This window comes from Vallitalea sediminicola, from assembly GCF_054408565.1.
Genome location: NZ_BTPT01000096.1, coordinates 1 through 14,337, shown reverse-complemented (window position 1 = coordinate 14,337; position 14,337 = coordinate 1). Strand labels below are relative to the sequence as shown.

The 14,337-nt window shown below is 31.3% G+C and carries 14 protein-coding genes; all 14 read left to right on the top strand.

Annotation, left to right across the window (positions count from 1 at the left end; translation table 11 throughout):
• Positions 1–1,102 (top strand): IS4 family transposase (locus tag ACX6CF_RS25360; protein WP_458788177.1); only part of this gene is annotated, 1,102 nt, incomplete at its 5' end.
• The gene (locus ACX6CF_RS25355) at positions 1,087–1,599 is read left to right on the top strand and encodes a hypothetical protein (RefSeq protein ID WP_458788176.1); all 513 of its coding nucleotides are present in this window, start codon (positions 1,087–1,089) and stop codon (positions 1,597–1,599) included. The genes ACX6CF_RS25360 and ACX6CF_RS25355, both read left to right, overlap by 16 nt.
• Positions 1,600–1,902: 303 nt before the next feature.
• Positions 1,903–2,457, top strand: coding sequence for a phosphatase PAP2 family protein (locus ACX6CF_RS25350; RefSeq protein WP_458788175.1), 555 nt, complete (start codon positions 1,903–1,905; stop codon positions 2,455–2,457).
• Positions 2,458–2,530: 73 nt separating this feature from the next.
• The gene (locus ACX6CF_RS25345; protein ID WP_458788174.1) at positions 2,531–4,609 is read left to right on the top strand and encodes an aminopeptidase; all 2,079 of its coding nucleotides are present in this window, start codon (positions 2,531–2,533) and stop codon (positions 4,607–4,609) included.
• Positions 4,610–4,673: 64 nt separating this feature from the next.
• Positions 4,674–5,333, top strand: coding sequence for a hypothetical protein (locus tag ACX6CF_RS25340; RefSeq protein ID WP_458788173.1), 660 nt, complete (start codon positions 4,674–4,676; stop codon positions 5,331–5,333).
• A gap of 200 nt (positions 5,334–5,533) precedes the next feature.
• Positions 5,534–6,694, top strand: coding sequence for a 5-(carboxyamino)imidazole ribonucleotide synthase (locus tag ACX6CF_RS25335; protein ID WP_458788172.1), 1,161 nt, complete (start codon positions 5,534–5,536; stop codon positions 6,692–6,694).
• A 16-nt stretch (positions 6,695–6,710) separates the two neighbouring features.
• Positions 6,711–7,229 (top strand): 5-(carboxyamino)imidazole ribonucleotide mutase, encoded by a 519-nt coding sequence (purE, locus tag ACX6CF_RS25330; protein WP_458788171.1) that lies wholly within the window; start codon positions 6,711–6,713, stop codon positions 7,227–7,229.
• A gap of 21 nt (positions 7,230–7,250) precedes the next feature.
• Entirely contained in the window at positions 7,251–7,964 is a 714-nt protein-coding gene (gene purC / locus ACX6CF_RS25325) for a phosphoribosylaminoimidazolesuccinocarboxamide synthase (RefSeq protein ID WP_458788170.1), read from the top strand.
• A gap of 71 nt (positions 7,965–8,035) precedes the next feature.
• Complete coding sequence (gene purF, locus ACX6CF_RS25320; protein ID WP_458788169.1) at positions 8,036–9,427, top strand: amidophosphoribosyltransferase; 1,392 nt, start codon at positions 8,036–8,038, stop codon at positions 9,425–9,427.
• 5 nt (positions 9,428–9,432) lie between these two features.
• The gene (gene purM, locus ACX6CF_RS25315; protein ID WP_458788178.1) at positions 9,433–10,452 is read left to right on the top strand and encodes a phosphoribosylformylglycinamidine cyclo-ligase; all 1,020 of its coding nucleotides are present in this window, start codon (positions 9,433–9,435) and stop codon (positions 10,450–10,452) included.
• Positions 10,446–11,072 (top strand): phosphoribosylglycinamide formyltransferase, encoded by a 627-nt coding sequence (gene purN / locus ACX6CF_RS25310; protein ID WP_458788168.1) that lies wholly within the window; start codon positions 10,446–10,448, stop codon positions 11,070–11,072. The genes purM and purN overlap by 7 nt, the downstream gene beginning before the upstream one ends.
• Before the next feature lie 61 nt (positions 11,073–11,133).
• Entirely contained in the window at positions 11,134–12,393 is a 1,260-nt protein-coding gene (gene purD / locus ACX6CF_RS25305; RefSeq protein ID WP_458788167.1) for a phosphoribosylamine--glycine ligase, read from the top strand.
• Positions 12,394–12,519: 126 nt separating this feature from the next.
• A complete protein-coding gene (locus tag ACX6CF_RS25300; RefSeq protein ID WP_458788166.1) occupies positions 12,520–13,362 on the top strand; it encodes a DegV family protein in 843 nt (280 codons plus the stop codon).
• 93 nt (positions 13,363–13,455) lie between these two features.
• Positions 13,456–14,295, top strand: coding sequence for a DegV family protein (locus tag ACX6CF_RS25295; RefSeq protein WP_458788165.1), 840 nt, complete (start codon positions 13,456–13,458; stop codon positions 14,293–14,295).
• Positions 14,296–14,337 lie beyond the last annotated feature (42 nt).

Here is a 14,337-nt window from a genome sequence, read left to right as displayed (position 1 = left end):
TGCTTGGCGTAAGTTCTTATCATTGTTAACCATCAAGGTCATCAAAGCATTTCATAGATTAACAAGACCAGAACGTATTAATACACTTATCCTTGATGATACGATGGTAACAAGAAACCGTAGTAAGTGCGTTGAATTAATGGCTAAAATCTATGACCATGCTACTCACCGGTATCAAAAAGGCTTTACTATGCTAACCCTTGGTTGGTCTGATGGCTATAGCTTTGTTCCTGTAGATTTTGCTATGCTATCATCTTCTAATAAAACTAATCGCTTACAAGAATGTGCGACTGTTGATAAACGTAGCCATGGCTACAAACGCCGACAAGAAGCATTGCAAAAGAAACCAGAAGTAGCTATAAATATGATCAAGCATGCCTTGAGACAAGGTGTTATGGCTGATTACGTCCTTATGGATACGTGGTTTACTCATGAACCATTGATCCAGTCTATCTTAGCAGAAGGACTCCATGTCATAGGTATGGTTAAGCAACTCAAACAAAAGTATACGTATCAAGGGGAAAATTATACGTTAAAAGAGTTGCGTACACTATTACCTAAAAATCGGGTAGGTAATATATTAGGTTCAGTAACAGTAAAAACCAAACAAGGTATACCAGTAAAAATTGTCTATGTCAAAAACCGTAATAACAAGAGACGATGGCTTACTATACTAAGTACTGATATCACCTTATCCAGTGAAGAGATCATACGTATTTATGGTAATAGATGGAGCATAGAACTATTCTTTAAAGCTATCAAATCCTTCATGAAATTAGGTACTGAGTTTCAAGGTCGAAGCTACGATATGATGATTAGCCACACAACTATTGTATTTACAAGGTACACACTTCTTGAATGGATAAAGCGTGATGAAAAAGATACCAAAACATTTGGCGAATTATTTTTTTATTACTGTGATGATATAAGTGATATGGACTTAGAAACAGCTCTTCAAGGTTTAATGAGTTTATTTGTTAAGCAGATAAAAGGGGCTAGTTCTGAATACATATCTAGTATAAAAAATCAATTGCAGTACTGGATTGACCAGCAAGCCAGTTATATCAAGGATTTGTTCGTAAATTTATGCTGGGAAAGTTGAGTAATAATTTTAATAAAAATATTTTAGAAGAATGTAAACCATTATTATCAAATGTAAAAAGACTTCCTGGGATAGATGGAAAAGCTAAAATGAGTAAATCTCTCAACAATGCAATATATCTTAGTGATAGTAGAGAATGTATATCAAAAAAAGTAATGAGCATGTATACAGATCCAAATCATATTAGGATTGAGAATCCTGGAAATATAGAAGGTAATGTAGTTTTTAAATATCTAGATGCTTTTGATCCTGATAAAGATGAAGTAGATAAATTAAAAGGACATTATGAAAAAGGTGGATTAGGAGACGTCACAATCAAAAAAAGATTGATTGAAGTCTTGGACCAAGAATTGAAGCCTATCAGATTAAAAAGACAGCAACTTGAAGGAAATAAAGATGAATTGTTAATTATGTTAAAAGAAGGAAGTGAGTATGCACGGGCTATAGCTTCAGATACTCTATCAGAACTTAAGAAAGTATTTTATCTAAATTATTAAAAAACAAAAAATGAATATTAAAAAAATCGTAGGGTGCGGATTTTATATATTTGCTGTCATAATAGGTGTCAAACATCTATATAGAAATACGAAAGTGTACTATTAATTTGTTGGAAAAAAAGTGAATATAAGGTATAATATAAGAGTTAGCTGGTAATGAGTTAACTCTTATATTTTTTGTTATTTGTCTCGTGGATTTTTTTAATTCATTTAACTTAATAGGGGCTGTGTGCAAATTTGCATTTATGGGAGAGGTAGCAAGATATTGAGAGATAACTGTGGTAATAGTTTAAAAGAGAGGTGATGACAATATTTAGTACAATAAATCAAATTGACCAAAATATTATACTATATATATCTGAACATCTAAGAACACCTGTACTAGACAGTATAATGATATTCTTTTCACGTATTGGTAATGCAGGCTTGATTTGGATACTTATATGCATATTGCTTATAGCAAGTAAAAAATACAGAACTGTTGGCATAATATCAGCAACTGTATTAATTACAGACACTATTTTAGGTGAACTGATACTAAAAAATGTTATTTGTAGAATTAGACCATACGATGCACTAGGCTTAGATATTATCATTGATAAGTTAAATAGTTTCTCCATGCCTTCAGGACATGCGATAAGTAGTTTTTCTGTTGCATTCATAGTTGTCTTTTTGGTAAAAGAATGGAAAGTATATATGCCTATTCTTATTTTAGCTATAGCTATAACTTTATCAAGAGTTTATTTATCAGTGCATTATCCAACAGATGTATTACTGAGTATAATTATAGCTTTTCTGGTATCTTTTACAGCAACCAAAATTGCTAGAGCAAAAGGGTTGATTACAGACAAAAGTTAATACTAGTATAGATGTTCAAGAGCAAAATATAGATTACTAAATATAGAATATATAATTTAAAAGGAGTAAAATTATGTTTGATTACAATGAATATTATAAAAAAGAAAATGAACCTATTTTAGATGCATACGAAAAAACATTGGTGAAGATTAACCAACTAGTAAATGATACTGAGCAAAAAGATGGTTATGGCAAGTATTTCAATGAATTAGGTAAATTCATAATTATGTTATCTAATCATGAAAAGGAATTGGATGAACAATATTTCGAGAATAAGACGTTTGAAGAATTGAAATCTTTTAATGAAAGAATGTATCAAGACATTCTACCTAGCAATTATGATACAAGTTATGGTAATCCAAGTTATGCTGTTTCCCAATTTGGTAATGGAATCGGTCAAGTATTATCATATCTATATACAAAAGTCCATGAATATATACAATTAACTTATCAACATAAAATTTTTATTATGTATAGAATCAATAAGCTATTTATGGAATGCTATAACTATATAATGGATAATCAAGATATTTCAACTGACAAATTAAAAGAAATAATATCAGATGATGCAAAAGAATATGTAGATGAAGAAGTTAAGCTATATTATGATGAAATGAGTAATCCTAATAAATCGTATTTTGCCCATATGGTTAAAAATGATAATTTAACTGATCTTAGATATTTATTTAAATATGGAAATTACATTGGTTATAATGAAATAAAGATAGCAGAATATCTCAATAGTATACCAAAAGAAAAGATTAAGTATATGGCTGATATTATGTCAGAAGGTTATCGTATAGGTTTTATAAACGATAACAAGGATATTACAATCAAGTCAGCAGTTAGTCTAAGATACCAAATAGGTTTTGAACTTGTTATGAAAGAAGTCATAGCTAATTTTGAAAAATTAAATCTAAGACCTATCATTAGTATAGAAACAATAACTAACATTGAATACAATTATTCTTTCACTAAAATGTATTCTACTATGCCTAATAAACAATATTTTTATGACCATAGATATGATTATGCATTATATATTGATGATGAATATGCAAAACTCAAGCAGGAAGCATGTGAAAAACATATAAATGATTTGGGTGCTCAATTAAATGCTCAAGGTGGTCCGGCTGTACTTGAAGGATTTGGACAAAAGCCATTCTATCCAGAAACAAAAAAAGAATGTGTAAAATTAAATGATGAACAAACAGTCCTTAATAAAAATCTTCAAATGAAAGCTAAACAACTTCTTTGCAAATATTTATCAGGTGAAAATTATAGTTTTACTATGGTATCATATCCAGTGCCTGAAATAGGAGATAAATTTGAAGAGATATTTGATTATACAATTGAAGTCAATACCCTTGATGTAAATATATATGAAAAAATACAACAGAAACTGATAGATGCATTAGATAAGGGTGAATATGCTCACGTACAAGGAAAAGGTTCTAATAAAACTGATATAATGGTTAAATTACATGAAGTAAAAAATCCAGAAAAAGAATCACTTTTCCATAATTGTTTAGCGGATGTTAATATTCCTCTTGGAGAAGTATATACATCACCGACTTTAAAAGGTACCAATGGTACATTATTTGTTGAAGAAGTATTCCTTAATGGATTAAAATATAACAATCTAGAGATAACTTTCAAAGATGGATTTGTTGATACATATACATGTACTAATTTTGACGATACTGAAGAAAATAAGAAATACGTTTACGAAAATCTAATATTCCCTAATGATACATTACCCCTTGGAGAATTTGCTATAGGAACTAATACTACAGCATATGTAATGGCTCATAAATATAATATTGATGATAAACTACCAATATTGATTACCGAAAAAACAGGACCTCACTTTGCAATTGGTGATACTTGTTTTGCGTGGAGTGAAGATACTCCTGTATATAATTCAGATGGAAAAGAAATAATTGCAAGAGACAACGAAAAATCAATATTAAGGAAAACAAATCTTGATGAAGCCTATACTGGCAAGCATACTGACATAACAATACCATATAGTGGACTTAAGTCAATTGATGTCATTACTAAAGATAATGGACGCATCGGATTAATAAAAGATGGAAGATTTGTTCTTGCAGGAACAGAAGAATTAAATAAAGCCCTTGATGAAGCTTAAAATTATGTTATAATAGTTTTTATATATTATTTTGCAAAATAGATAAAAACAAGGTGATAAGTAGATGAAGAAAACAAACAAAGCAAAATTCAAGGAATTAACAAGAAAAGAGAAAGTTGAATATATCTGGGAATATTATAAGTTACATATTTTTGCTGGTATACTGGTTTTGGTTATTGTTGGAAGTTTCCTCAATATATGGGTTTTCAATCCACCACCAAAATCAGCGGTAAGTGTTAATTTTGTAGGTAGCAGTATTCTTTCAGATAACACAGAAGCATTAGAAGAAGAATTGAACCCTCTCATAGTAACTGAGGAAATGGGTAACAAAAAAGTGTTTTTCAATACTTTTATTTTTGGAGTAAAGGAACCACAAATGCAAATGGCTACACAAACTAAATTTGTAGCTAATATTTCGGCGAGAGAACTTGATGTATTAATTCTAGACAAAGAGCAGTTTGATTCCTTAGTATTACAAGGATCTATACTTCCTCTTGATCAAGTATTTTCTGAAGATGATCTGAACAAGCTTACTGACAGACTTCTAAAAAGTAAAAGTGAAGAAGATACCAAAGAGCAAATTTATGGAATTGATGTTACTGATAATGAAAAAATAAAAACAGTAATGGTTGGTGATTCTGATAAAGTAATTGGTGTTGTTAGTAACAGTTCGAAATTAGAAGAAAGTAAAAAAGTCATAAAATGGTTTTTAGATATGGAATAATAAATATAAAAGGCAAGAGTTAATACTTTTGTCTTTTGTTTTATCCTTTTTTAAAAGAGTAACAAAAATAAGTAAAAATGAATGTTTTTATTAAAAAATAGAAAAATGTTCGGAAAATCTATTGACTTATTTCAATTTTATTTGTAAAATGATTTTACAGCCTATTAAAAAACGCAAATATGATTAAGGAGTTGTTCGTAATGAATAATCTTTCTAAAAAGATTGGGATTATTGGTGGAGGACAATTGGGAAAGATGATGATTCTAGAAGCTAAACGGTTAGGGTTCTATGTTATAACATTAGATCCTTCAGAGTCTTGCCCATCACATAGTATATCTGATGAACATATATTGGCTTCTTTTGATGATGAGAAGGCAATACGAACAATGGCAAAAAAAGTTGACGTAATTACATATGAATTCGAACATATTAATGTAGATATCTTAAAAAAGTTAGAAAATGAAGGGTATACAATTTACCCTACTGCAAAGAGCTTAGAAATAATTCAGAACAAGTTTAATCAAAAGTCCACACTTCTTAACAATGATATAGCAATTCCAGATTTTCAATTAGTAGAGTCCACAAAAGATTTAATAAACGCAGGTCAAAAATTTGGTTATCCAATGATGTTGAAAACATGTACAGGTGGTTACGATGGGAAAGGTAACCATGTCGTAGAAAATAGTGATTCCATACAAGAATCTTATAAACAATTAGGTAATGGAACAATCCCGTTAATGGTGGAAAAATTTGTTGACCTGAAAAAAGAAATATCGGTACTTGCTTGTAGAGGAATCAATGGTGAGATAACAGTATATCCAGTAGGTGAAAATATCCATATAGACAGTATATTAGATGAAACAAGAGTTCCAGCAGATATTTCTAAGGAATGTACACATGAAGCGATGAATCTAGCCCATAGAGTAATGGAAATATTTTCAGGCGTAGGGATGTTCTGTGTTGAAATGTTTGTTACAAAGGACGATAATATATTAATAAATGAAGTAGCGCCTAGACCACATAATTCGGGACATTATACTATTGAAGGATGTTTGACATCACAATTTGAACAGCATATAAGAGCTATTACAGGTTTACCCCTTGGAGATGTAAGTCTTAGATGTCCAACAGTAATGAGAAATCTGTTAGGTGAAGATGGTGAGTCAGGAATAGCGTATTATAAAGGATTAGATGAAGTCTATGATGATGGAAACGTAAAAGTTCACATCTATGGTAAAGAAGAGGTTAGACCTAAGAGGAAGATGGGACATATTACAGTATGTGCTAATACAATTGATGAGGCAGTAAAAAAAGCTGAAAAAGCTAAGACAGAGCTAAAAGTTATTAGTAAAAGACAATAATGAGGAGGTTAATATTATGAAACCTATGGTTGGAATTATTATGGGTAGTGACTCAGATTTACCTGTTATGCAAGAAGCGGCTAAGATACTAGATGAATTTCAGATATCTTATGAGTTAACTGTTGTATCAGCCCATAGAACTCCAGAAAGATTATATGATTACGCAAAAAGTGCTAAAGAAAAAGGATTGAAAGTAATTATTGCCGGAGCAGGAGGAGCAGCACACTTACCAGGTATGGTTGCATCACTAACTACGCTGCCTGTTATCGGAGTTCCTGTTAAGACAAGAACATTAAATGGTATTGATTCATTATATTCAATCGTTCAGATGCCGCCAGGAATACCTGTCGCTACAGTAGCAATTAATGGAGCTAAGAATGCAGGAATACTAGCTGCATCAATTATAGGAACATTCGATGAAAATATAAGCATGGAAGTTGAGAAATATAAAAATAATCTACGAGAGATTGTAAAAGAAAAAGCTAATAAATTAGAGAAAATAAAGTACGATAAATATTTAGAAGGTATGAATTAATAATAATAGGAGGATGATTAGATGAAAAAAACAGAATTATTATACGAAGGTAAAGCAAAAAAGGTATTTAAAACAGATGATGAGAACATGTTGATAGTTTCTTATAAAGATGATGCTACAGCATTTAATGGTGTTAAAAAAGGGTCTATACAAGATAAAGGCAGCATCAATAACAGAGTTTCTAATTACTTGATGGGATTACTTGAGAAAAAAGGTATAACTACTCATATCGTAGAAGAGATCAATGACCGTGAGACAGTAGTTAAAAAAGTTGAGATTGTACCTCTAGAAGTTATTATTAGAAATATTGCAGCTGGAAGCTTAAGTAAGAGATTAGGACTTGAAGAAGGTACTAAGCTTGACAAAACAGTTCTTGAATACTGTTACAAGAAAGATGAACTTGGTGATCCTATGGTTAATGATTATCATATATATGCTCTTTCATTAGCTACTAAAGAAGAACTTGATAAGATTTCTGAGATGTCATTTAAAATTAACGACATCCTTACTGAATATTTTGATTCAATAAATATAGAACTTATAGATTTCAAATTGGAATTTGGGAAGACTTCTGATGGAACAGTTATCTTAGCTGATGAAATTTCACCAGACACTTGCCGTTACTGGGACAAGAATACAGGAGAAAAGCTTGATAAAGATCGTTTTAGAAGAGACCTTGGTAATGTAGAGGGTGCTTATCAAGAAATATTAAAGAGAACTTTAGGGAATTCCTAAGCAATATTATCTACTAGGCTAGTGAAGTTATTAATAATTGAAATCTTAACGAATATTAGAAGGGAGATACAATGTTTGATGATAAATTAAAAGAAGAATGTGGTGTGTTTGGAGTTTATAATAATAATGAATTCGATACATCGAGACTCACATATTATGGACTTTTTGCACTTCAACATAGAGGTCAGGAAAGTGCGGGAATAGCGGTTAATAATAAAGGTACTATTTTATATAGAAAAGAAATGGGAATGGTAGCAGAGATATTTGATGATGTAGTTCTCGATTATCTAAAAGGACATTCAGCTATAGGGCATGTTAGATATTCAACAACTGGAGAGAGTTATGCAGAGAATGCACAACCTTTGGTTATAAAATATACAAAAGGACATATGGCTATTGCTCACAATGGTAATATAACTAATGCTAGTAAAATTAAAAAAGAGTTGGAAGAACAAGGGACCATATTTCAAACAACATCAGATACAGAAGTAATAGCTGCGTTATTATCACGAATCAGAATCAAATATAATGCTATTGAAGATGCATTAAAAGAAGTTATGACAATTATTAAGGGAGCTTATTCATTACTTATCATGACTCCTAACAAACTTATAGCTGTAAGAGATCCATTAGGAATGAGACCGCTTGTAATTGGTAAAAAAGAAGATTCATATGTGTTCTCATCAGAATCATGTGCATTTGATTCTCTTGGTATCAAATTTATTAGGGACGTGGAACCAGGAGAAGTGATTGTTGTTAATAAAGAAGGAATAAGATCTATACAAACAGAAGTTCCTAAGAAATCAGCTTCATGTATATTTGAATATATATATTTTGCAAGACCAGATAGTATTATGGATGGAATTGAAGTATATAGTGCAAGATACCAAGCAGGTATCGTATTAGCTAAAGAACATCCAATAGATGCAGATGTGGTAGTTGGTGTACCTGACTCTGGACTTGCTGCTGCTCATGGTTTTGCTCATGCTTCTGGAATTAAATATGTTGGTGGATTCATGAAAAATAGATACGTTGGAAGAACATTCATTCAACCAAGCCAAGAAATGAGAGAATTAGGAGTACACATGAAATTAAATCCTATAAGAAGTCAGATTGAAGGCAAAAGAGTTGTAATGATAGATGATTCTCTTGTAAGAGGAACAACAAGTAAAAAGATTGTTAGCTTATTAAAAGCTGCTGGAGCAAAAGAAGTTCATGTTCGTATTAGTTCACCCCCAGTCAAGCATTCTTGTTATTTTGGAATTGATACTCCTGAGAGAGAGAATCTGATAGCTGGTAATATGTCAATCGATGGAATAAGAGATTTGATTGGTGCAGATAGTTTGGGGTATATAAGTAATGAAGGTCTACTTAGTACATGTAAAGATGGTAAAAGAGACTATTGTATGGCATGCTTTAATGGTAAATACCCAATGGATGTTGACAATGAGGAGGAAAAATAATGGCAGTGGATTATAAAGCTTCAGGAGTAGACGTTGAAGCAGGATATAAAGCAGTGGAATTAATGAAAAAACATGTAAAAACCACTTTTACAGAAGGTGTTGTAACAGATCTTGGAGGATTTGGAGGTTTATTTTCATTAGCTAAACATAAGATGGAAGAACCGGTGTTGGTATCTGGAACAGATGGTGTTGGAACTAAATTGAAAGTTGCATTTTTAAGCGATAAACATAATAGTGTCGGAATTGACCTAGTAGCTATGTGTGTTAACGACATCATATGTTGTGGTGCTGAACCACTATTCTTCTTGGATTATATAGCATGTGGCAAAAACATACCAGAGAAGATAGCTGATATAGTAAGTGGTGTTGCTGAAGGGTGTAGACAATCAGGTGCCGCTCTTATTGGTGGAGAAACTGCTGAAATGCCAGGATTTTACCCAGAGAATGAATATGATATGGCGGGTTTTGCTGTTGGTATCGTTGATAAAAGTAAAATCATTGACGGGTCAAAGATAGAAGAGGGAGATGTACTTCTAGGTTTACCATCGTCTGGAATACATAGCAATGGATATTCTCTTGTTAGAAAACTTTTTGAACCTACTAAAGAAAAGTTAGAAGAATATATAGAAGAATTAGGTTGTACTCTAGGAGAAGAGTTAGTTAAACCAACTAAAATATATGTAAAACAGATTGGTGAATTAAAGGAGAAAGTAACAATAAAAGCAATCAGTCATATTACTGGTGGTGGATTTATTGAAAATATTCCTAGAGCATTAAAAGAAGGGTATAGTGCTAAGATAAATAAAGGTACTTGGCCTGTTCATAATATATTTAGCTTAATGCAGAAGATAGGCGAAATGGAAGAAAGAAGTATTTATAATACTTTTAATATGGGTATCGGCATGATTTTGGTACTTAATAAAGATGAAGCTGCAAAAGCAATGGATATCCTGGAATCAATAGGTGAAAAGGGTTACGTGATCGGTTCAGTCGAAAAAGGTGACGAAGGGGTAATTATATGCTAAGAATAGGAGTTCTTGTTTCTGGCGGAGGTACTAACTTACAGGCTATAATTGATAGGATTGAAGATGGTACCATATCTAATGCTGAGATAGTTTCTGTAGTTAGTAACAAAGAAAATGCCTATGCTCTAGAAAGAATCAAAAAATATAATATCGAAGGTAGATGCATAAAGCCTAGAGACTATAAGTCAAGAAAAGAATTTAGTATTGCACTAAAAGATCATTTTTTATCATTGGATATAGATTTAATAATTCTTGCAGGGTATTTAGTGGTTTTATCAGAAGACTTCGTAAAAGCTTTTCCTAATAAAATCATGAATATTCATCCTTCATTAATACCATCATTTTGTGGTGATGGATACTATGGACTAAAAGTGCACCAGGGGGTAATTGATCGTGGAATTAAGGTGACAGGTGCTACAGTCCATTTTGTTGATGAAGGTACTGATACAGGTCCTATTATTCTACAAAAAGCTGTTGATGTCAGATCGGATGATACACCAGAAGTTCTACAGCGTAGAGTAATGGAAGAAGCTGAATGGATAATATTCCCTGAAGCTATAAAATTATACTCGGAGAACAGAATTGAAGTAGAAGATAATAAAGTAATTATCAGTGAATAATATAGAGAAAAATTCAAGATATATTATAATGACAATCAATATATGTGAAGGGATGGAATAGATGAATATACTTGTTATAGGAAGCGGCGGAAGAGAACATGCTATAATATGGAAATTATCCAAAAGTAAAAGAGTGGGTAAAATCTATTGTGCTCCTGGTAATGCGGGAATTTCAGAAATAGCAGAGTGCGTAGATATTTCTGCAACAGATATAAAAGGGCTTTTGGATTTTGCGATAAATAATCCAGTAGATTTAACAGTTGTTGGTATGGATGATCCATTGATGTTGGGAATAGTAGATGCATTTGAAAACAAGGGATTAAAGATATTTGGTCCTAAACAAAATGCTGCCATCATAGAAGGTAGTAAAATATTTTCAAAAGACCTTATGAAGAAATATAATATTCCTACAGCAGGATATGTTGTTATAGATAATATTGATGTGGCAAATGATCATATAAAGAAATGTGAATATCCTATGGTTATAAAAGCGGATGGTCTTGCTCTTGGTAAAGGAGTACTCATATGTTCTACATATGAAGAGGCACAAGAAGCAGTAAATATCATAATGATTGAAAAGAAATTCGGAGATGCTGGAGATAAAATTGTTATAGAAGAATTTTTAACAGGACCAGAAGTATCTGTTTTATCTTTCTGTGATGGAGAAAACATCATTCCGATGGTCAGTGCACAAGACCATAAAAGAGCTTTTGATGGTGATGAAGGATTGAATACTGGTGGAATGGGAACTTTTTCACCAAGTAAATATTATACAGATGAGATACATGAAGAATGTGTTGAGACTATTTTCAAACCTTCTTTAATGGCTATGAAAAATGAAGGAAGACCTTTTACTGGAATAATGTTTTTTGGGTTGATGCTTACTGAGAAGGGACCTAAATTATTAGAATATAATGCTAGATTTGGTGACCCTGAAGCACAAGTAGTATTACCTAGACTTCAAACAGATTTATTAGAGATATTAGAATATGCTATTGATGGAAAATTAAATGAGATCGATGTAAAATGGGATGATAAGGCTGCTGTTTGTGTAGTTTTGGCTTCTGGAGGCTATCCAGTTAAATATGAAAAAGGATACGAGATAAAAGGTCTGGAAGCGCAAAAAAATAAAGAGGATATAGTTGTTTTTCATGCCGGAACTAAAAAAGTTGATGATAAAATAATTACTAACGGTGGTAGAGTATTAGGATTAACGGCCATTGGTAATAATATAAATGAAGCTAGAGATAAGGTATATAAAGTGGTAGAAGAAGTTGATTTTACTAACAAACATTTTAGGAAAGATATAGGAATAAAATAGTATATTAAATGACATCCATAATGGGTGTTGTTTTTTTTTGCTAATTCATAAATAGATAGTTATATAAATCATAAAAAATGGTTATATTATAAACAAATAATTATTTGCTTTATGGAGGTTGTTTTGATGGGTGGAAAGTTAGCCATAGTTGCAGATACAACATGTGATTTACCAAAAGAAATTATTAAGCAATATAATATTAAATTAATACCACTTAGGGTTATATATAAAGATAGAGATTTTCGTGATCGCATGGAAATATCACCAAAAGAAGTTTATAATAGATTAAATTATGAGATTCCAAAAACATCATTACCTGTTGCAGAGGATGTTATTAATGTTTTTGAAGAGCTACTAACAGAAGGTTATACGGATGCAATTGTATTAACATTATCTTCTAAGGTTAGTGGAACGTATAATTTAATAAATTTAGTAGCAAAAGAATATCAACAACTTAACATAGAGGTTATTGATTCAAAAGCAGTATCTATGTTCTATGGGTTCATGGTACTTGAAGCGGCTAGATTTGCATATACTGGTAATCATGAGTTGATTAAAGAAAAAATATGGTCAGTTAGAAATAAGGTAAAAGGGTGTCATCTAATTGATACATTGGTCTATTTAAAAGCAGGAGGAAGAATAGGAAAAGTAGAAGGAACAATAGGTGGAATTCTTAATATTAAACCTATTATTGGAATTGATACAGATGGAGTTTACTATCCATTAACAAAGGTAAGAGGAAGAAAAAGAGCTATTCATAGAATAAGAAGTATGATTGAAGAAGAATTCAGTAATAAAAATTATACAATAGCAATTGTTCATGGTGGAGCAGAAGAAGATGCTAAAGCCATGATTGAAGATATTAAGAATATAGGAATTAAGAAAGAAATAATTATGACATGCCTTAGTCCAGTATCTTGTGTTCATACGGGATCGGGGTTAATCGGATATGTTGCTTATGAGGTATAACTTGTTGTGTTAATTGATAATATATGATATAATTTTAAATAACATATTATGTAGTTATTGAAACCGCATAAAAACATTTGGAGGGAATCGCTTATGAAAAAAATAGCAATATTATCAGATTCTGCTTGTGATTTACCCGATAGTATCATTAAGAAATATAACATTAAATTACTTCCATTAAGAATTATATACCATGACCGTGAATACAGGGATCGTATTGAAATACAACCTGAGGAAGTATATGACAATATTGAAAAAGAAGTTCCTAAAACATCGTTACCTGTCCCAGAAGATATTCTATCTGCTTTTGATAGTCTTGCTGACGATGGTTATACTGATGCTGTTGTAATAACGATTTCTTCAAATCTTAGTGGAACCTTTAATTTGATTAAGTTACTGGCAAAAGACTATGAACGACTCAATATTAGAGTATATGATTCTAAAACATTAGGTATATTTTTAGGCTTTATTGTGAAAGAGGCAGCTTCGCTTGCATATACTCAAAATATGGATGATGTAATTAATAAAGCAAAAGAAATAAGAGATAAATTAAAGGGTTGTTATGTGTTGAAAACACTGACTTACTTAAGAAAAGGTGGTAGAATCGGTAAAGTTGAAGGTACAGTTGGAGAATTTTTCAATATAAAACCGATTATTGGAATAAACGATGAAGGTGTTTATTTTACTATTGCAAAAATAAGAGGTAGAAAAAAATCTATAAGCAGATTGAAATCTATGATTTTAGAAGAATTTGGTGATAAACAATATAATATAGCCATTATACATGGTGGTGCAGAAGAAGAAGCTAAGCAATTATATGATAGTATTAAAAATATTGGTAATATAATTGAAGGTCATATTTCACAGATTAGTCCCGCGTTAGGGGTTCATACTGGTCCAGGATTAATTGGATATGCTGCATATGAAGTATAATAACTATATATATTGAATTTATGTATTAATAAAAAACTTGGC